The organism is Paenibacillus sp. P32E, assembly GCF_001909085.1.
Taxonomy (GTDB): Bacteria; Bacillota; Bacilli; order Paenibacillales; family Paenibacillaceae; genus Paenibacillus_AQ; species Paenibacillus_AQ helianthi.
Genome location: NZ_LVYY01000046.1, coordinates 175,957 through 196,092, shown reverse-complemented (window position 1 = coordinate 196,092; position 20,136 = coordinate 175,957). Strand labels below are relative to the sequence as shown.

At 50.8% G+C, this 20,136-nt stretch carries 20 protein-coding genes and 1 pseudogene; 1 reads left to right on the top strand and 20 read right to left on the bottom strand.

Annotated elements, in window-relative coordinates:
* Positions 1 to 37 precede the first annotated feature (37 nt).
* The 19 genes and pseudogenes from A3848_RS25540 to A3848_RS25455 all read right to left on the bottom strand — a co-directional run bounded on the left by A3848_RS25540 (position 38) and on the right by A3848_RS25455 (position 17,898).
* A complete protein-coding gene (locus tag A3848_RS25540; RefSeq protein ID WP_074087664.1) occupies positions 38 to 1,540 on the bottom strand; it encodes an AAA family ATPase in 1,503 nt (500 codons plus the stop codon).
* Positions 1,533 to 2,075 carry a hypothetical protein gene (locus tag A3848_RS25535; RefSeq protein WP_074087663.1) on the bottom strand — a complete coding sequence of 181 codons (543 nt, stop codon included), beginning with the start codon at positions 2,073 to 2,075 and terminating at the stop codon, positions 1,533 to 1,535. The genes A3848_RS25540 and A3848_RS25535 overlap by 8 nt, the downstream gene beginning before the upstream one ends.
* Before the next feature lie 471 nt (positions 2,076 to 2,546).
* Positions 2,547 to 3,065 carry a cell wall elongation regulator TseB-like domain-containing protein gene (locus tag A3848_RS25530; RefSeq protein WP_074087662.1) on the bottom strand — a complete coding sequence of 173 codons (519 nt, stop codon included), beginning with the start codon at positions 3,063 to 3,065 and terminating at the stop codon, positions 2,547 to 2,549.
* A gap of 46 nt (positions 3,066 to 3,111) precedes the next feature.
* A complete protein-coding gene (locus A3848_RS25525; RefSeq protein ID WP_074087661.1) occupies positions 3,112 to 4,413 on the bottom strand; it encodes an amidohydrolase in 1,302 nt (433 codons plus the stop codon).
* Entirely contained in the window at positions 4,400 to 5,053 is a 654-nt protein-coding gene (locus tag A3848_RS25520) for a redox-sensing transcriptional repressor Rex (RefSeq protein WP_074087660.1), read from the bottom strand. The genes A3848_RS25525 and A3848_RS25520 overlap by 14 nt, the downstream gene beginning before the upstream one ends.
* A 186-nt stretch (positions 5,054 to 5,239) precedes the next feature.
* Complete coding sequence (gene dinG, locus A3848_RS25515; protein ID WP_074087659.1) at positions 5,240 to 8,101, bottom strand: ATP-dependent DNA helicase DinG; 2,862 nt, start codon at positions 8,099 to 8,101, stop codon at positions 5,240 to 5,242.
* Between the two features lie 116 nt (positions 8,102 to 8,217).
* On the bottom strand, positions 8,218 to 8,859 hold the full coding sequence (locus tag A3848_RS25510; RefSeq protein WP_074087812.1) for a tetratricopeptide repeat protein: 642 nt from the start codon (positions 8,857 to 8,859) through the stop codon (positions 8,218 to 8,220).
* Positions 8,860 to 8,966: 107 nt separating this feature from the next.
* Complete coding sequence (panD, locus tag A3848_RS25505) at positions 8,967 to 9,350, bottom strand: aspartate 1-decarboxylase (RefSeq protein ID WP_074087658.1); 384 nt, start codon at positions 9,348 to 9,350, stop codon at positions 8,967 to 8,969.
* Entirely contained in the window at positions 9,343 to 10,233 is an 891-nt protein-coding gene (gene panC, locus A3848_RS25500; protein WP_074087657.1) for a pantoate--beta-alanine ligase, read from the bottom strand. Before panC ends, panD begins: the two co-directional genes overlap by 8 nt.
* Before the next feature lies 1 nt (position 10,234).
* The gene (panB, locus tag A3848_RS25495) at positions 10,235 to 11,101 is read right to left on the bottom strand and encodes a 3-methyl-2-oxobutanoate hydroxymethyltransferase (protein ID WP_074087656.1); all 867 of its coding nucleotides are present in this window, start codon (positions 11,099 to 11,101) and stop codon (positions 10,235 to 10,237) included.
* A 423-nt stretch (positions 11,102 to 11,524) separates the two neighbouring features.
* The gene (locus tag A3848_RS25490; protein WP_074087655.1) at positions 11,525 to 12,325 is read right to left on the bottom strand and encodes a biotin--[acetyl-CoA-carboxylase] ligase; all 801 of its coding nucleotides are present in this window, start codon (positions 12,323 to 12,325) and stop codon (positions 11,525 to 11,527) included.
* Complete coding sequence (locus A3848_RS33160) at positions 12,315 to 12,809, bottom strand: HD domain-containing protein (RefSeq protein WP_256702552.1); 495 nt, start codon at positions 12,807 to 12,809, stop codon at positions 12,315 to 12,317. Before A3848_RS33160 ends, A3848_RS25490 begins: the two co-directional genes overlap by 11 nt.
* Positions 12,810 to 12,899: 90 nt before the next feature.
* Positions 12,900 to 13,706 (bottom strand): annotated as a pseudogene (locus A3848_RS33490) (CCA tRNA nucleotidyltransferase); the annotation flags it as partial.
* 41 nt (positions 13,707 to 13,747) lie between these two features.
* Positions 13,748 to 14,905: an N-acetyl-alpha-D-glucosaminyl L-malate synthase BshA gene (gene bshA, locus A3848_RS25480; RefSeq protein WP_074087653.1), complete on the bottom strand. Its 1,158-nt coding sequence runs from the start codon at positions 14,903 to 14,905 to the stop codon at positions 13,748 to 13,750.
* Positions 14,906 to 14,992: 87 nt separating this feature from the next.
* A complete protein-coding gene (bshB1, locus tag A3848_RS25475; RefSeq protein ID WP_074087652.1) occupies positions 14,993 to 15,712 on the bottom strand; it encodes a bacillithiol biosynthesis deacetylase BshB1 in 720 nt (239 codons plus the stop codon).
* The gene (mgsA, locus tag A3848_RS25470; protein WP_074087651.1) at positions 15,709 to 16,131 is read right to left on the bottom strand and encodes a methylglyoxal synthase; all 423 of its coding nucleotides are present in this window, start codon (positions 16,129 to 16,131) and stop codon (positions 15,709 to 15,711) included. Before mgsA ends, bshB1 begins: the two co-directional genes overlap by 4 nt.
* 15 nt (positions 16,132 to 16,146) lie before the next feature.
* Complete coding sequence (gene dapB / locus A3848_RS25465) at positions 16,147 to 16,950, bottom strand: 4-hydroxy-tetrahydrodipicolinate reductase (RefSeq protein WP_074087650.1); 804 nt, start codon at positions 16,948 to 16,950, stop codon at positions 16,147 to 16,149.
* Between the two features lie 37 nt (positions 16,951 to 16,987).
* Positions 16,988 to 17,509, bottom strand: coding sequence for a tetratricopeptide repeat protein (locus A3848_RS25460; RefSeq protein WP_074087649.1), 522 nt, complete (start codon positions 17,507 to 17,509; stop codon positions 16,988 to 16,990).
* A gap of 59 nt (positions 17,510 to 17,568) precedes the next feature.
* Positions 17,569 to 17,898: a nucleotide pyrophosphohydrolase gene (locus tag A3848_RS25455; RefSeq protein WP_074087648.1), complete on the bottom strand. Its 330-nt coding sequence runs from the start codon at positions 17,896 to 17,898 to the stop codon at positions 17,569 to 17,571.
* Positions 17,899 to 18,105: 207 nt separating this feature from the next.
* On the opposite strand from A3848_RS25455, the gene A3848_RS25450 reads away from it, so the two are divergent.
* Positions 18,106 to 18,981 carry a YitT family protein gene (locus A3848_RS25450; protein WP_074087647.1) on the top strand — a complete coding sequence of 292 codons (876 nt, stop codon included), beginning with the start codon at positions 18,106 to 18,108 and terminating at the stop codon, positions 18,979 to 18,981.
* 94 nt (positions 18,982 to 19,075) lie between these two features.
* Here the strand turns inward: A3848_RS25450 and A3848_RS25445 are convergent, their stop codons facing one another.
* Positions 19,076 to 20,113 (bottom strand): glycosyl hydrolase family 18 protein, encoded by a 1,038-nt coding sequence (locus A3848_RS25445; protein WP_074087646.1) that lies wholly within the window; start codon positions 20,111 to 20,113, stop codon positions 19,076 to 19,078.
* Between the last annotated feature and the right edge of the window lie 23 nt (positions 20,114 to 20,136).

Sequence of the window (20,136 nt, the reverse complement as noted above, 5' to 3'; positions counted from 1 at the left end):
TGTCTGAAAAGTAAAAAAAAATAACCGGCATAAAGAATTATGCCGGTAAAAGGACGCTGTCACGAAATTGACAACGAAATTGCTCTCCGGAGAGAACTTCTTCTTTCATTAAAATGTCAAGGGAGTAATCAAACACATTTCGCTGCTTCCCGAGAAGCTCATGAGTACGCACCATTAATTCATCCAGTATTTTACTGTTTTCCTTCATTAACTCTTCTGTGGTAACCATTTGCAGATTGGCAATCCCTAGGGACGTCAGTCCTGATTTCATCATCGTCTCAACAATATTGAGCGCCTGGTCGAAGTCTCCGCGTGATCCGGTGCTTCTTCCGCCGTAGTACATTTCTTCTGCTACCGCTCCGCCCAGGGCAATCATAATCTGGTTCTCCAAGTAGTCCTTAGTGTACAGGTACTGTTCGGTCTGAGGATTATGCCGTACATAACCTAGGGCTTGCCCACGCGGCGTAAGCGTTACCTGGCTGACACTTCCCGGACGAAGCATCTCAGCCATAATTGCATGTCCCAGTTCGTGGATCGCCACCCGTTTCTTCTCTTCGTGGTTCGTCTCACGGTCTGTCTTCTCGCCCATCATCACCTTGTCGATCGCCATTGACAGATGCCGTTGCTCCACTTCTGTCAGGTTCTCACGCATCATGTAGATCGCTGCTTCGTTCATCACGCTCTCAAGCTGGGCGCCGGAGAAGCCATAGGCCTCTTCTGCAATCTTGTCCAGATTAACCTCTTCATGCAGCGGTTTGTTCTGGGCATGCAGATCGAGAATGGATCTGCGGCCTTTCTTGTCCGGCATGTCCACCTGGATATGACGGTCGAATCGGCCGGGACGCAGCAACGCTGAATCGAGCATTTCCTTGCGGTTTGTTGCCGCGACCAGCAGAATACGCGGCGTTTCATTGTTGTAAATTCCATCCATCTCAGTCAGGAGCTGATTGAGCGTCTGATCATACTCACGCTGCTGTCCGCCTTCGCGTTTACCGCCGATGACGTCGATTTCATCGATGAAAATAATTGCACTCTGTTTATTTTCCTTCAAGGCACGCGTCCGTGCATCCTTAAACAAATCGCGTACGCGTCCGGCACCGACACCGACATACATCTCGACGAACTCACTGCCCGATGCGGCTACAAATACAGAATTTGTATAATGGGCTGCTGCTTTGGCCATTAGCGTCTTCCCCGTTCCCGGAGGGCCTGTCAGCAGAATCCCCTTGAGCGGGCGGATACCGAATTTACTAATTTCCTCATGGCGGATCAGGAAATCCAGCGCTTCACGCAGCTCCTGCTTGGCATTGTCCTGTCCCCCGATTTCTTCAAAAGTCAGCTTCGAAGGGCCGTTCTTCTTTCGTTTTTTGTCTCCACCGGCATTCACGGTTAGTCCGCCGCGCAGGTGGGCAATAAGAAGCAATGCGCCAACCATGCCAGCTGCAATGATAACCGGAAAAATATTGATGCCGATAAAAGCCATAAAAATCACCAGTACAGGAACAAATCCGATTAATACCTCTTTCCAGAACTTAGGCATTATTCCACACCCCCATCGTTGCCGCTACGCGAGGCAAAATAATGAATTTGCTTTCCTTACCATCGCTAAGGCTCACATATACGTTACTGTCATCGATTTCGGTCGTTGCGATCACACTGCTGTATTTGGAATTCTGAGATTTCAATTCATCCAGCTTCGCAGGTATTAATGTATATTTACGGCTCTCCATCGCTTCGGCAACCGAGAACATCGCTTTATCCCAATATTCATCCAAAAGCTGGCTGGAATGCTGCTCAACATCCAGCTTAAGAGTCCGGCCGTCTATAACTGATCTGCCCTCAGTATTCACATACTGTACCAGCTCACGTAATTTTGTGCCTGGCTTCAAATCAAGTTTCAAAGTAACCTCATTGCGTTTAATAGAGATATGGGAATCATTCACTCCCTCATATGCAGATACAATCTTCTGAAGCGGTTCCTGCACGGCGAACTCACGATAGGAATACCAGCCGCCAAATAAAAGCGCAGCAGACAGCAGAGACGTTAGCAGTACAGGCATTAGGCGTAGTTTCAAGAAACGTCCTCCTCTCAAAGATAAGAAAACAAAGTGAATAAATTATATTAAACTTACAAAATAGCGTGTCTAGCGCTCTTCCGAGACAGGCCTGCTATTAAGCATGCCTTAATACAAATAGTAGTATATCACAGGTGTATATACGATTTCGAAGAAAAGTGTGAATATATTTAAAATTTTCAGTACTAATTTTTGGGCGAACTGACAGCTCTTTTCCCCTTATATCGTCAGCAAAGACCGCAACGTTTAGCGCTGCGGTCTTTTTCATGTCCTTGGATCTTGTCTAATTATGCATCGAGCCACATTCAAACCTTTATCTTAAGTATATACTTGCTGATATATCCCATTTCAGTATTCTAGGGTCAACTGATTAATATCAAGTGACACGAGCATAACATTTTCCACATACAAACAAGCGGGCAGACAGAATATGGTCCACCCGCTATTGTCTTTTCCCTTGAACTAATGGCATTAGCGGCTGGGCAAGCTGTAGCCGTCTCCAATCGCGCTGCCATCCGCGAAACGATAAAACTTGTAATAATACCGGCCTTCCAGCTTGTAAAATAGCTGCCAGGCATATTCTCCGTTGTACACCCCGGGCAGAAGCCGCTCAATGCTGCTTCCGGGGAGGTCTGACGCAATGATAGACCGGATCTTCTGCTCAGATGTGCCTTTGGACACCTCTTCCACGTATACACCGTTGTCTCCTCCGGCAGGTTTGCCGTCGAGCGTAAAGCGTACCCATACCATAAGGTCCGTTCCAGCTGCATTTCGTCCTGTAAGTACCCAGTATACCGAATTTTCGTCCCATACGGACTTCTGTGCTTTGGTTACCTCGGTCAATCCTGCCCTTGCTTCAGCAACCTCTCTGGCTGCACTGCGTTCGTTCCACTGGTCTTTCATCACATAAGCATAGAACTGGCTTAGTCCGAACAGAAGGAGCAGAACCAGGAGTATCCCCAGCAGAAGCCATTTTCTTCTTTTCTTCAAAGTTGCAGCTCCCTTTCCTCTGGATGCTTCATAGATCCTGTTCTTTTTACCGTTTCAGCAGGCTTTCAAAGGTTTCCTGTGCTTTGCGGCGGATTCGTTCCTCATCTAAAGTCAGGCACTGTCCATTCTTCACAACCTGCTTACCATTCACCCATACATGCTCGACATCCTTAGCACTCGCTGAATACACGGCATGGGAGAGCAGGTCTGTATGAGGCAGGAAGTGCGGCTGGTCAATATCCAGGGCAATGAAATCAGCCTTCATTCCCGGAGCCAGCCGGCCTGTGTTGTCCAGGAAAATCGACTGTGCGCCGTATTCGGTCGCCATCAGCAATGCTTCCGGTGCAGGTACTGCTGTTGGATCTCCGCTCACACCTTTGTGGATCAGAGCAGCCAGGCGCATCTCCTCGAACATATCCAGATTATTATTGCTTGCCGCACCGTCAGTGCCCAGCGATACCTTGACTCCTGCACGCAACAGCTCCGGTACCCGTGCTACACCGCTTGCGAGCTTCAAGTTACTGCCAGGATTATGGGATACCCCTACGTTGTAACGTGCTAGAATCTCTATTTCTTCATCATTCAAATGAACCCCGTGAGCCACGAGGGCCGGGCGCGTGAACATCCCCAGCTTCTCCAGATGCGCTACCGGACGCAGGCCGTAATCTGCGGCATTCTGCTCGACCTCCCGCCGGGTTTCGGACATGTGTGTATGCATAGGCAGGTTCAGATCATGGGCAGCCTGTACAAATTTCACGAAAAATTCAGGAGGACAGGTGTAAGGGGCATGCGGGGAAATCATCGTTGTGATCCTTCCATCCGCCTTTCCATGCCAATTCCGCGCAAAGGCTATCGCCTCCGCCAGCTTATGGTTCTGCACATCCTCAGGACAGAGGCCGATAACCCCGCGCATAAGCACGGCACGCATTCCCGACTGCTCTGAAACCTCAGCAACCCTGTCCATATGGTCATACATATCCAGGAAGGTGGTTGTGCCTCCCTTCAGCATTTCCAGTACAGACAAAGAGGTTCCCCAGTAGACATCGTCACTAGTGAATTTTTCTTCCATGGGCCACATCTTCTCCTGCAGCCAGTTCTGAAGAACCATGTCATCCCCATATCCGCGGAGCAGAGACATGGCGGTGTGGCCATGGGTGTTGACCAGACCCGGCATGAACAGCAGACGGCTGCCGTCAACGATCTGTGTCCCTTCTTCAATAACAGGTTTGACTTCTCCTATGTATGTGATGAGATCATTTTCTATAGTCATATAGCCGCTTAGAACCGGACTTTCCGTACCCGGAACCAGAAATCGCCCATTTACAATTACTGTCTTATTGCTGTTCATCTTCCACTTCGTCCTTTCCATCGTGCAAATAATAGGCCAGACTCTGCAAATCGGTAGTAAAATCAGCGGCGTGAATCCGGATGTTGGACGGCGTCTTCAAGATTACGGGTGCAAAATTAAGGATCGCCTCAATGCCTGAATCCACCAGAATATCTGCAACATTCTGTGCTTCACTATCCGGTACAGTGATAATACCGATGCGGATGCCCTGCTCGCGGATCGTGCTTCCCAGCTCTTCCATGGGCTGGACAATGAGTGAGTTGATTTTCTGCCCGACCTTGGGAGCATAGGAATCAAAAACAGCAGTGATTTTCATCGTGTCCTTCAAGTAAGCATTGTAATTTGAGAGAGCGTGGCCGAGATTACCTGCACCCACCAATGCCACGTTGATTTGCTGGTCAAGCTTCAAGATATGGCGGATTTTCTCAATCAGGTATGACACATCATAGCCAATACCTTTTCTGCCGAAATCCCCGAAATAGGCCAAATCCTTGCGGATTTGCGCCGGATTCAGATCCAGCTTTTGTCCCAGCTCCTGGGAAGATACGGTGGAGATTTCACGCTTCAGGAGATCATTCAGGAAGCGCAGGTACACTGGAAGTCTGCGTACCACGGCCTCCGATATTTTATCCGATTTCATATTTTCTCCTCCTAAAAGTTTTGTGAGCAATGCATCATAGTATTACTTCGTACAAAACTCACTTCGTAAGCATATGCCAAGTTTTGTGAGCATAAGTACAATCCATTCCCTGGTATCTCAGCACGAACCGGATACCAGGAGAACAGAGCTTCGTTGTTCCTTGACTATATTTGAAATGATTGCAGGTTAAGATACGCTGCCGTCTTCAAGCCATTCCGCAATTCGCGGAACCATCTGATCCGTCAGCATATGCTCCATTTTGGGTCCAGGCAGCGAGTAGAGGAAATACTTTCCGTAATAAGATTCGATAACCCTGGTATCATATACTATAACAATACCCCGGTCCTGGGCAGTACGCACCAGCCGGCCGAAACCCTGTTTGAAGCGGATAACCGCCTGGGGAACCGACAGCTTCATAAACGGGTTCTTTTTCTGTGCCTGAAGCAGCTCTGCCTTAGCCTCCGCAAGCGGATGGTTCGGTGGTTGAAAAGGCAGTCTGACAATGGCCAGACAGGTCAAAGCCTCGCCGGGAATATCCACACCTTCCCAGAAGCTGCTTGTTCCGAGCAATACAGAGGCGGAGCTGTCCTGAAAACGCCGGATCAGCTTACTCCGGCTGCCGCCTTCCACTCCCTGCCCCAGTACCGTAATGTCCTCGGAGACAAGCGCCTCCTTTAGAGGATCATAGACTTGGCGCAGCATTTTATAGGAAGTGAAGAGCACAAGCATCCGGCCCCGTGTAGCCACAGCAGCCTCCGCCAATGAATGCACCAGCTTATCGACAAAACGGGCATCGCCCACACTGCCTTTGACACTGGGGAAATCACGCGGTATGACCAGAAGTGCCTGTTCACGGTACTTAAACGGAGATGGGAGCAGTGCTGTCATCAGCCTTCCCTGTTCTGCAGACTCGCCCAGTCCCAGATTATCAATCATAAATTGAAAGGACTTATCTACGGACAAAGTAGCTGAAGTAAGGACTATGCTTTTCTTTTTATCAAAAAAGAGTTCCTTGAGCTGGGCACTGACATCGACTGGTACGGCATACAACTGCAGTGACTTCCCTCTATAGTTGCCGCTACCTTCCATCCAGTAGACGATATTCTCGTCATTCAGGTTCATGAAAAAACGCACTTGCTCACGGATGGAGGCCAAGTCCTTGAATAACCCCCCGATATCCGTTACCAGACTATCCGATGATGATTGGCTCTCCGATTCGCGCATTTCACTGAGCATCTTGTCGCCCTTGCGAATAATATCACTTAGACTAAGATGAAGTGTGTTCTCAAGCGCAGTTAGTTCTTCCCAGTCCTTGGGCCTCTTGCCCGGCAGAAGTCGGGTAACCAGTTGTCCGGCTTCTCCCGCAGCGGCGTCACTGCGTTCCGGCAGCAGGGCAAACAGCTTGTCACTAAGCGTGTCCCATGATTCCTTAACCGTAAGCAGATCCGGGTAGATTCTGTCGATCACACCGCTCCATTCTGCCGCCTGTTCACTGCCTGATGACTGCAGCGTTTGACGCAGAGCCGGCAACTGGCCGCTCCGGCTGTCTTTATAGAGACGCGTAAGCGTATGGGCGACGGTGAAGTATTTCATTTGCATGCCCAGGTGCTTGCCTGCAATATCCTCCAAATGATGGGCCTCGTCGATGACGAGGTGCTCATACGCCGGGAGCAGCTGATGCCCGGCCTTGACGTCCGCGAAGAGCTTGGAATGATTGGTCACTACGACATCCGCTATCCCGGCTTCGTGCTTGGCCCGGTGATAATAGCACTTGCGGAACCAGGGGCAGGAACGTCCAAGGCAGGAATCCGTATCACTGGCTACGGTCTCCCAGAAATCACCGCCGCGACCGTTCAGATTCAGCTCCTCATCATCACCCGACTGAGTCTGGGTCAGCCATACAATCATTTGTGCCGCAGTAAGCGCTTCTTCCCGCGGACTTGTAAAGTCCTTTTTGTTTATTTTATGTTCAAACTTCCGCAGACACAAATAGTGTCCTCTCCCCTTGAAGATTGCAGCCTTAAACGGGAACGGCACGACACTCGTCAACAGAGGGATGTCGCGCTCACGCAGCTGGTCTTGAAGGTTGATGGTATGTGTGCTCACCATTACCTTCTGGTCTGAGCGCACACTGTGGTAAATGGCCGGAAGCAGATAGCCCAGCGACTTGCCGGTACCCGTTCCCGCCTCGATCAAGAGATGCTTGTCACCCTCTAGTGCAGCCATGACCTCGTGAATCATAATCTCCTGGGCTTCACGGCTCTCGTATTGGGGTAAAGTCTCCTTCAGCCGCTGGGTCACCTCTTCCATATATTCCTCAAAGGTAATATTCTGCAGAGGATTGCCAGTTCCCTCCTCACGGGGAGGAGATAGCTCCGACCAATCCCCCACAGCCAGCGCAAGCTGACGGTAAAAGGTTAGCTCCCCTTCAGGCTGGAAGGTCTCCATTTCACGTTCACGGAGCAGCCCGTCGAAATACCAGGCCAGATCACTGTCCTCATCGGCAAACAGCTCATTCAGACGCTGAATGGTCAGTAGAGGCAGGCTATACAGTTCCTCCAGGCATTTCAACAGTACGAGAGCGGTGGCAAGCGCGTCGCTGTCCGCCTGATGCGGACGGTCATGCGTCAGGCTAAAATAGGTACTTACCGCTCCAAGCTGGTACGTGGTCAATGACGGAAAGCATATTTTAAGAAAATCAATCGTATCCAGAATCCGGCCCTGGAACGGCAAATAGCCGCACCGGTCGAGCGCATTCTGCAGAAAATGAAAATCAAAAGCCACATTGTGTCCAACCAGAACGACATCGTCGAGCATAGGGACAAGCTCCATCATCATTTCATCCAGTTCAGGTGCATCTTGCACATCACTGTCTGTAATACCGGTCAATCCTGTAATAAACGGGGGGATCGGTGTTCCGGGCTTAACGTAGGAACCATACACCCGTGAAATAGACCGGTCTTCTTCTATAATGGCAAGGCCAACCTGGATGATCTCACCCACGGATTGGGTTCCCGTAGTTTCAAAATCAAGCACGGCAAATTTCATTATAAGTTCTATTCCCTTTCACTTGAGACTCCTTATCAGCATAACAGATGTTACGAAAAAAGGCGATGCACACCCCTTGGTTAGCGGGATGCATCGCTTAAATGGAGGAATAAGGGTTATAAAAGCGAAACCAGCTGGTGCCCAAATTGCAGCTTGCCTCCACGCCTGCGGCAGACCTCCAAATTGACGCCGGGTTCAGCGAGCAGGGGATCATGCTGTAAGGAGAGGTTGAAGAGCTCCTGAGCCTCACTATAGCGTTCCTGAGAGGCTCTGATGCAGCCGAGTGCATTGTAGATCATGGCTTTTAGCTTCTTCTCACGGATCAGAGCCAGCATGTGATGCAAATGACCCCAGGAAACGTCTAATTCCCCCTCCTGGAGATAGGCCATTGCCAAATAGAGGCGTGCTGCCAGACTGTCCGGATACCTGGTGATGACATCCTTGAATTGTTCGATACATTTCCTGTACATAAGCAGCTTGTAGTAGCCCTGTCCACGGACAAAGGAGTCCATAACAAGCTCAGGTGCCTCTGCCTGTGGCATTTCCTCATCGGAAGGCAGAGAAAAATCAGCATTTTGACGAAAATCACTCAGCTTCTCGGCAAAGGACAGCCATTCATCCATTACCTCGTCACTAAGTCTGTGCAGCATGTTGTACTTGCATAAAAGATCATTCCGGCGGGCACCCTCCGCAGTAGGGAAGTCGGCGGTGATTTCCTGAAGCATCTTGTTCATCTCAGCAAATAAATGTTGAAACACGGGACATCCCACCCTTACTGAAAATGAAATCAGCTTAAGCTTGCCTGCCTTCATTTTTCACAAGTACGGGCCTCTTCATCCCTGGCATTCATTGCATGACTTAAGCTTCAGGCAATGGTTGCATGCAGCTCATGATCTGTCAGTTTAACCGGCTTATTATCGGTGTCCACGAATACAACCGTCGGTTTATGGGCGGCCAGTTCTTCAGAGGACAGCATAGCGTAGGAGATGATGATCACTGTATCTCCCGGCTGCACCAGCCGGGCTGCTGCTCCGTTCAGACAAATAACGCCGCTGCCCCGGGGTCCGGGAATGACATACGTTTCCAGGCGGGAACCGTTATTATTGTCAACAATCTGTACTTTTTCATTTTCGAGTAGGTCAGCTGCTTCCATCAGGTTCTCGTCAATGGTGATGCTGCCCACATAATTCAGATTGGCTTCCGTTACGGTAGCACGGTGGATTTTGGATTTCATCATATGTCTAAACAAGAGCGTGTACCTCCTTGGGAATAAAAACATTATTGTCGATCAGCCTTGTTCTGCCGAACTTCACTGCGAGCGCCATGATAACCTCTCCCTCTGCATTGCTGAGCGGTGACCCGTCTTCCAACGCTTCGAGGTCCGGAAAGGACAGGATTTCCACATAATCAATGACGGCGAGCGGCGATGAAGAAATAATCGATACCAGCAGCTTGCGTGCTTCATCCACTGTTCTGACGGTTCCTTCTTCCAGCGCCTTGCGGGTATCACGGAGTGAGCGGGACAGAACCAGGGCCTGATTGCGCTCCTCACTGCTGAGGTAAACATTCCGTGAGCTAAGCGCAAGTCCATCCCCTTCCCGGACGATCGGACAGGCGACTATTTCCACATTCATATTGAGATCAGATACCATCCGGCGCAAAACAGCAACCTGCTGGGCATCCTTGAGTCCGAAGAAGGCATAATCCGGCTGCACCATGTTGAACAGCTTGCTTACTACTGTGGTTACACCGTCAAAATGTCCAGGGCGGGAAGCCCCGCACAGCTGGGTCGTTAGCGAGTCCACCGATACCTTGGTACGTATAGGCTGAGGGTACATCTCTTCCACAGAAGGTATGAACACGATATCGGCACCCTCACGCTCTGCAAGCTCCAGATCACGGCATTCGTCGCGCGGATAAGAAGAGAAATCCTCATTCGGCCCAAATTGCAGCGGATTGACAAAAATGCTCATCACAACCGTGTTACTCATTTCACCCGCTTTACGGATCAGGCTGGCATGTCCTTCGTGGAGATAGCCCATCGTCGGCACAAAGCCTATCGGTGTATGTCCTCCCATCCGCATATAATCCAGCGCCTCGCGCAACTGTAGAACCGTTCTGACTACTCTCATCTTATTTCTCTCCTTTTCCGGCCGCGCCGTATAAAGACTCCAGCACATGCTCTTCTGCGTTAAAAACATGACTTTCCGCCGGGAAGGAACGGTCCTTCACTTCCTGGACATAGCTGCTGATCCCTTCACGGATCAAATTGCCAACATCGGCATAGGTTTTGACAAAACGTTTCTCCCGGTATGGAGAGGCGTAACGCAACAGGTCATGGAAAACCAGCACCTGTCCATCGCAATAACGGCCTGCTCCAATCCCAATGGTCGGGATGCTGACGGCCTTGGAGATGGCTTCAGCCACTTCTTCGGTCACCAGCTCAAGGACGATCCCAAACACACCGGCAGCTTCAAGCGCCTTCGCTTGCTCCATCAGCCGCTGGGCATCTTTGGCGTCCTTACCTTGAATACGGTAGCCGCCAATCATATTTACAGACTGCGGGGTGAGGCCGATATGGCCAAGCACCGGAACACCGGCAGCTACGACGGCGGATACCGTATCGCAGATTTCCAGTCCGCCCTCCATTTTGACGGCATGTGCCCGTCCTTCCTGCATCAGTCTACGAACACTGCGCAAGGTTTCATCGATGCTGCCGTGATAGGTCATAAACGGCATATCCGCTACAATAAAAGTATGCTGGGCCCCCCGGGTGACCGAGCGGGTGTGGTACACCATATCTTCTATAGTCACCGGTAAGGTGGTGTCATATCCAAGAACTACATTCCCCAAAGAATCGCCGACCAGTATCAGGTCTATCCCCGCTTCCTCAGCCAGCAGGGCTGAGGGATAATCATAAGCAGTCAGCATGCTCAGCGGAACGCCGTCCGTTTTCATTTTTTTCATTTTCACAATATTTAACGCATGTTTGTCAGCCATAGGCTCCCATTCCCCTTTTCGCAGTTAATTACGCGTAAACGCGCAAACAAAAAAACCTTTTAGCATAGTCCGCTAAAAAGGTCCGATGGGCAAAAAAGAGTCACTCGCGATCGTCCCTTCTGTCTCGGTCCTTACGGCTCAGAGCAGAATCCAACGTAACCGTGAAATACAGTTATGAAGGTGAATCTAACAGTAAATCCCCTGATATAAAAGGTTTCTTCCCGAGTACAGCCCGAAAATCGATACCGTCTCTGTCCTTATTATAACAAAATCTTCAAGCAAGTAAACCATGAAGAAACAGTTTGCTGGTCCTTTGAAAAAAACGCATTCTGTTTCACCAGAAAGTTAAAGACCATTTAGGGCGTAGAACCAATACATTTTTTATCTTCAAAAAGAGATGACAAGGAATGGAACCTCGTCATCTCAGATCATTTCAATCTCACCCGAGAGCACACTCATAACAGCACCCGTCCTATCCTTAAGGAGCAGCCCGCCATTATCATCGAGCCCCACCGCCAGAGCCTCACAGCGTCCTTCCGGGGTATTATAACAGACCTGGCGTCCCAGTGTGACGGACATGGACTCCCACAACTCCCTGATGGGCTTAAATCCCTGTTCACTGTAAAGAATATATAAGTACTCCAGCTCAGTCAGAACAGCCTCAGTGAGCACTGTACGGTCAACAGGGATACCTCCGCCTTCAATCAACAGAGAGGTGCCGATGCTCTTCAATTCCTGGGGATAATCCTCTTCCGTCAAATTAACGGCAATGCCTATTCCGGCAATGCAGTAATGCAGACCGCCTTCCCGAAGAGAGGATTCCAGCAGGATGCCACAGATTTTGCGCCCGCCCGCGAGCAAGTCATTGGGCCATTTAATCCCCGCCTGTACACCAGTAACCTCACGGATAGCTGTGCAGACGGCAACTCCTGCCAGCAGTGTAAGCTGAGGAGTTAGTGACAATGGTAGCTCTGGACGAAGCACAATGCTGATCCAAATGCCTTTACCGCGGGGGGAATGCCATTTCCGGCCCATCCGCCCCCTGCCGCCGGTCTGTTCTTCAGCCCGGACGGATGTACCTTCGGGAGCACCGTTCTCGGCAAGCTTCTTGGCTTCTTCCTGAGTGGACACTACCTCTTCCAGCAGCTGAACACGATCCAGCCAACTGCATGCAAAAGTGTCCCGCCCGGCCCAAGGCAGCCGGAGCCTCTCATTACTGTTCATTACTATCCATCCTTTTTGCTTCCAAAAGCAATAATCGATTGTCATTAGGAATGTCACCTGCCGCTGCAGCCATGAGCAGCCGCTGCAACAGCTCTCCCAGCCACGGACCCGGGCGCTTATGTAGTACCGTTGCCAGCTCCCTGCCCGTCACTGCCAGCTCCGCCAAGGTATGAAGCGGCATCCCAGCGGTCCAGGACCGCAGAGCGGGGATGTCCGGCGCGTCAGGCCGCTGCGCGGCGAAGTCGCCTGGGGCAAGCGCGTTAGGCCGTTGCGGGGCGAAAGCGCCTGGAGCAGGCGCGTTAGGCCGCTGCGCGGCAGGGGCGCCTGGAGCAGGCGCACCAAGAGCAAGGCCAGGCGCTGCGGCCTCCGGCAGCGCCGCAAGCAGCGTCAGCCACCCTTCGGCGGCTGACTGGCCGTGGGCCAGCACGGCGGCGATCCAGCGCCGCCGCAGGGCCTCCGTGCCGCCGGGTTCCCCAGGCGACACCTCCGCAAGCGCTGCGTCCCACGCTTCGCGGACGCGCAGCACCCCGGCGACGGCGCTGCGCGTCGCCCCCGGGAACGTCCATGCCCGCAGCAGCTCGTCGGCCTCGGAGGCCGACCGCTTCAGGGCATGCAGGAGGAGCGCCCACCGCAGGTGGGCGTCCTGCAGGTCCCCGATCCCGGCCGTCAGGGCGGCGGCTGCCGCCATGTCGCTGCCGGTCCAGGGGAACGGCGCCTTGCCGCGCGGCAGCAGCCCACTGCGCGCCAGCAGACCGAGGCCGCGCTGTGGATGCGGGCCGAGGACGATGCGTTCAAGCTCCGCGCGAACGCGCTCCACAGCAATGTGCGCCAGCTTGTCACGCTGGCGCAGGAGACCCCGCCAAGTATTCTTGGCGACCCGGAAATCAAGCACTGATGCGAAGCGGACGCAGCGCAGCATGCGAAGCGCGTCTTCATCGAAGCGTTCCTCTGCATCACCTACACAGCGGATCAGGCGTCGTACCGAATCTTCTGCTCCGCCATAAGGATCAACTCTAATTCCATCAAGACCACAGCACATCGCATTGATTGTAAAATCACGCCGGCGGAGATCCTCATTCACATCTCTTACAAATAAGACGTGCTCCGGACGGCGGTGGTCGGCATACCCGCTCTCCGTCCGGTACGTCGTCACTTCAAAGCTCCAGCCATCCTGAAGAATGGTAATGGTACCATGAGCAAGTCCAGTTGGGACACAGCGCGGAAAAATTTCCATGACCTCTCCGGGAAGTGCTGAAGTCGTCAGATCGATATCATGCACCGGCCGCCCCAGAAGCTCATCACGGATACAGCCGCCAACGAAGTATGCCTCATGACCATGCTCAAGCAGGGCCGATAACACTACATTTGCCGCTTGGGCCATTCCGGAAGGCGCCATTGTCCAGTCCATATTGCAAGCACTCCCTAACTCTGGATTGTATCCAATCCGCGCACTTTGCGCCCTAGCACCCTATAATAGATATCCTCATATTGATTAGTGATCACATCTCTGCTGAAGTCATTACAGGACCGTTCCAGACAAGCCTGTCTGAACTGCTCCTCCATGCGGGAATCGGACAACAGCTTAACTGCATATTTTGCCATTGCGGCTGTATCTCCGATAGGTGCCAGAAATCCGGTCTTCCCATGCTGGATCAGTTCAGGAATGCCTCCAGCCTCCGAACCGATAGTCGGCACGCCGCAAGCCATCGCTTCGAGAGCCACCAGACCAAAGCTTTCCTTCTCCGAAGGCAGCAGCAGCAGATCAGCCAAGGAGATTACCTGCGCGATCTCATCCTGCTTGCCGAGAAAACGAACCTTGTCTTCCAGTCCCATTTCACAGATTTTAGCCTGGATTTTGGGCAGCTCGGGTCCTTCCCCAACCAGCAGCAGGCGTGACGGCAGCTCCTGATTGACCTTGGCAAAAATATCCACCACATCCGATACCCGTTTGACCGGCCGGAAGTTGCTGATGTGCATCAGAATTTTCTCATCAGGTGCGGCGAAATCCTCCCGCAGATCGGTCACATCCCGGGGATAATACACACGTTTGTCAACAAAGTTATAAGTCAGGTCGATATCACGGGTGATATCGAGTACCTTGCGGGTCTCCTTGATAAGGTCCTGCGAAACAGCCGTCACCGCGTCACTCTCGTTAATACCCAGACGGATCAGGTCCTTCAGCGATTCATCCTGTCCAAGTACCGTAATATCGGTCCCGTGCAGGGTAGTCACTACCTTGATATCATTGCCCAGCATTTGCTTGGCCAGATAGGCGCAAACCGCGTGGGGCACCGCATAATGGACATGGAATAAGTCCAGCCCTACCATCTTGGCCACCTGGGCCATCTTGGTCGCAAGCGCCAGATCATAAGGAGGGTAACGGAAGACGTAATAATCGTTGACCTCTACCTCATGATAAAAGATATTCTTCTGAAACGTTCCTAGCCGGAACGGGATACTATGTGTTATAAAATGGACCTCATGACCCTTTTCGGCCAAAAGCTTGCCCAGTTCGGTTGCCACAACACCCGAGCCGCCAAGAGACGGATAACAGGTGATGCCTATTTTTAGCCGGTCCATCGCTCCGTCCCCTTCATAAGACTTGAGTTCATTACTTCGTGTAATGATATGAATTTATTATAGTGGTTTATGACCATTTTAGAAAGGTTATTGATTCAACCGCTGCCTGAGGGGTGAACTGAACAGATCTACAGCATACGGCACTTTGCTGGCGAACCCCTCCGCATAAGGAATCAACCTCCGCTGTCCAAGCAGCATATCCCTGGAGCGTACACGTTCAATATAGCCTTCCGTTAAGGGAGTGGAGACAACATCCTCTCCCGGGGTTTTCTCAAACTGAGACCGGTAGCAGGACAGTGCCTGCTCTTTAAGACCGTACTGCTCAGTCACATCAACAATAAGATCAGTACGCCCCAAATCATTAATGAAATAAAAATACAGCTGTGGAGCAGGCACTGCAGGCTTGTCCGGCATATACTTCCGAAGCTTGGCATTGAACACTGCTTCTTCCACCAGCTTGCTGCAGGCAATATGATCCGGGTGCCGGTCTTCCCAATAAGGTGCAAACACAATGTCCGGGGCAAATCTGCGGATTTCCAGTGTCACTGCCGCCAGATGCTCTTCTGTCAGGTACAACCCACGGTCGGGAAGACCCAAATTCGTGCGCACAGAAACCCCGAGTACATCCGCAGCCTGCTGTGCCTCGGTTTTGCGGCGTTCCACATTTCCGTTCGATGACATTTCCGCAGCGGTCAAATCACATAACCCAACCTGGAGTCCGGCGGCAGTATGTTTGGCAATAGTCCCCGCCATGCCGATTTCTGCATCGTCTGCATGCGCACCGAACACAAGAATGTCCAGCTTCATTCATCCACACCCGGCTTGTATTTATGTACAAGCTCACGCCAGGCGAAATCGCCGCGGTCAATCGCTTTGACCAGAATCTCAGCTGTCGCGATATTGGTTGCCACCGGAATGCCGTATACATCACACAGGCGAAGCAGGGCAGTAATATCGGGTTCATGCGGCTGCGCCATCAGCGGATCCCGAAGAAAAATAATCAGATCCAGCTCATCCGTAGCTACCATCGCACCGATCTGCTGATCCCCGCCAAGCGGCCCTGACATATAGCGGTGAATAGATAGCTTTGTAACTTCCATAATACGTTGACCGGTAGTTCCGGTAGAAAATAACTCATGCCCTACAAACACATGTTCATAAGCAGTCACAAAATTAACCATTTCATCTTTCTTCCGGTCATGCGCAATAAATGCTATTTTCAACATGATGATATCCCCCGTCTATTCAATAAAGTGCTCAAAACCATAAATCAAACCGGTGTAGCCCATCACCTTCTGGACCCCCATCTTGACCCCGGGCATATAGCCTGCCCGTTCATAGGAATCATGACGGATTTTGAGCGATTGCCCATACCCGCCAAAAACCACCTCTTCTTGTGCAAAAACACCCGGAAGCCGTAAGCTGTGTATACGAAAGCCGTTGTAATAGCCCCCCCGTGCGCCTTCGATTACTTCCTCTTCTTTAGGATTCCCCTGACGAAGTTCCTCCCTTGCTTCAGAAATCATCTCTGCGGTTTTGATCGCCGTACCTGAAGGTGCATCCAGTTTCTGGTCTCCATGGGTTTCGATAATTTCCAGATGCGGAAAATATTTGGACGCCTGAGCGGCAAATTTCATTAACAGAATCGCTCCGATTGAGAAGTTTGGCGCGATAAGTCCCCCAATCCCCCGATCCTGGCATTGCTTGTCCAGCTCGGAAATCTGCTCCGTGGTAAATCCGGTAGTACCGATAACCGGACGCACCCCATATTTAATAGCAAGTGCAGTATGGGTATAAGCCGATTGCGGCGTGGTGAAATCAACGAGAACCTCTCCGCCGCTCTCCGCCAGGGCAGCTTCCAAATCAGCTACAACCTTAACTCCGCACTCTTCCAGCCCAGCCAAACGGCCGGCGTCGCTGCCGCTAGCTGAACGGTCTACGGCTGCCGCAAGCTCCAGCTCTTCATCCTGCAGCACCAGCTTAATAACCTCTTTGCCCATTCTGCCTCCTGCCCCGGAGACGATAACCCTGATCTTGTCACTCACCCTTATTCCTCCTCGCTATGACTGGTTGATAATTATCTTATCCCATATACTTTTGCAATGATTTCTGAAGGTCTTTCATAAGCTGCCGCAGCCCGGAATCATCCGGATGCAGGGACATGACTTCTTTAAGTGCGGCAATCGCCTGCACATGCTCATTCATCCGGCTGTGTGCGATGGCTAGCCATACATATGCATCCCCGTACAAAGGGTCAAGAACAATCGCTTCCTTCAATAAGGTAATCGGGTGATACGGGTTATTAGTCCCCGTAATATCATCCTCAAGCAGCCTTTTGGCCTTCCGGACAAGCTGCAAGGCCTGCAAATGCTGAAGGTGAAGCCCATACTCCGGTTTTCCTCTATCCAGATTTAACGCCGCCCGTGCATGCTCCAGCGCTTTTTCAAGCATGCCGCTGCGGGCATACGTAATAGAGCAGCGGTATCTGACCTCGGCATCATCCGGGCTGGCTGCAATAGCCGCTTCGAACAATGTGATTGCCTCTGCAAAATCACTGCGGAGAATTGATCGGTATGCCGCTTTAACATAATCGTTATGATCCATTTGCCCACCATCCTCACGGCTAAATCCCGTTCGTTTGGTACAGCATATGTTATAAAAGCCTAATCGGTGTTTTTTAGTGTCCACCGTCCTGCATCACGGGTATTGAACTTGTGCATCACTTTATTGTGGGCCTCGGTTAGATCAATTCCCAGTGAATTGGCGAAGCAAACCGTAATAAACAGAATATCTCCCAGCTCAAGCTCGATCGAGTTATCCGCTTCATCTGTCTTTTTGGGTTTCTCGCCAAACTGATGGTTGACTTCCCGGGCAAGCTCGCCCACCTCCTCTGACATCCGGGCCAGCATGGACAGCGGGCTGAAGTAACCTTCTTTAAATTGTGAGATATAAGCGTCAACCTCACGCTGTATGTCACCAAGACTTTTATCCATAAATTGTTTCTTCGCCCCCCTGTATGTTCTTGCCTTCTGTTTGCCCCTATGTTATCGTAAAGACGTTTTGAAGACAAATCTTTTTTGGCAACTGCACATTTTTCAAGGCCCCGGACATTCGGTGAATGCTATAGCCACATGAAAAGCAACCAATAAAAGAAGTTTACCAATACATTATGCCCATAACAGGGCCAGGCGAGGGATTACATGAATTCATCATCCAAAGTAGCTTCCACCATTGTCAAAACAGCAGCACCAATCATGCTGGGAGCGGCTGTATATGCATTTGGCCTGCTCTACTTTATCGTACCCAATAAATTGATGGAGGGCGGTGTAACCGGGATAACCATCCTTCTTAACTATGCTTTCAACATCCCCATCTTTTTAACTACCCTGCTGCTTAACCTCCCGCTCTTTCTACTGGGCTGGAAGGTTCTTGGCGGACGGCAAATTGCCTATACAGGCGTTGGAATCGGCGCATTGTCGTTTTTCCTCTGGCTGTTCGAGCGGATGATTGACGCAGGCTGGATTGTCACCTTCAGCACCGAGCATGACTTTATTCTTGCTTCATTATATGCGGGGGTTACGCTCGGGCTGGGACTCGGCATCGTTTTCCGTTTTGGTGGCACAACAGGCGGAGTCGATATCGTAGCACGAATTCTGGGACGTAAATTCGGATGGAGCATGGGGCAGATTATCCTGGCAGTTGATGTAATCATTATCGGCGCTTCCCTGCTCTATATTCCCCGTGAAAAAATTCTATACACCCTGGTAGCGGTCTTCATCTCTTCGCGAATGATTGATTTCATCCAGGAGGGTGCCTATGCCGCCAAAGCCTTCACGATCATCAGTGACGATGCTCCGCAAATCGCTGATCTGATTACAGCAGAAATGGACCGTGGCGTAACACTGATCCCAGCCATAGGCGCATATTCCAAACAGGCCAAATACATGGTCTACTGCGTAGTCTCCCGTCAGGAGATCCGCCGGCTAAGCCAATTGGTTAAATCCGTTGATCCCAAAGCGTTTGTCATTATCAGTGATGTCCATGATGTACACGGAGAAGGATTCCGCGAAACCTAAACTACATATCATCCAAAAAAATTGGCTATCCCCTCCAGTCTGTTCAGACCTTCCGGGATAGCCATTACTTTTACGTTGTTTCTCTACCGACCGCTTATTTTAAACCGGCTGCTATTGCTTTCCAAAACCTCTCATCTTCCTCCCCCATTGCATAAACAGAGACACCTGCAAGGCCATATGAAAGTGTATAATGAGTTTTGGTCTTGATGCTTGTTTCGTCTTCGTACCAGACGACATGTTTTGAGCCGTCTTTCGCTGTATATTTGAAAGTCATGGATCCAGATGCACTATCTCTTACTGGCTTGCCCTTGGTGCTCGAGATCAGCTGAGGGATATTTTTCCATGGGACCAAACGGTTGCTGCTATTGGTTTTATCCGAAAGATTCCAATCATTCCCATAAGCCGGAATACCCATCAGTACTTTTTCTGAAGGCACATAAGTGATAGCAAATTGAAGAGCTTCAGTAATCCATGGCTTACTCGCTACCGAACCTGGATCTGCCCATACACCATGCTCATCATAGGTCATCACCTGAATGATATCTGCATAAGTGCCAAGAGACTCATAATCGAAAGCACCGGTCCAGTCATCAGTAGGATCATCGACCGACTTAGCAGGCACAGAAACCATCGTCAGCAATCCCTGTCCCTTCATTGTACTGGCAACGTCCCTAACAAAAATGGTCATTGCATCGCGGTCGCTTGGCAAAACGGCTTCAAAATCAATGTTTATGCCTTTATAGTGATTCGTCTTTACTAAAGAAAGCATATTGGTAATCAGTTTTTGCTTTATTGCGGCATTCGTCAGCACTTGGTGAGCTGCATTGCTATCCCAGTCCGTTGATCCATAATTTGAAACCAAAGCGTAAGGGAGAACACCAACGGAGTTGGCATAATCTACTGCCTGGGCAGGAACGCCTCCAACAATGTTGCCACTGGCATCGGTATTGAATGTATCCGTTGAAATTTGATTCAAGTAACTGTGATAATCGGTAAGGGCCGTGGATGAATCGTTCGTGTAGTAGCCCAAGATAATAGTGGAAGATGCACTGGCTTTACTTGCTGTTCCGGTACATAGAGTTATGATGAGTGCAGCAGCTGCGAACAAACTAACTAGTCCTTTGGATTTCAATTGACTTCTCCTCCTTCGTTTGA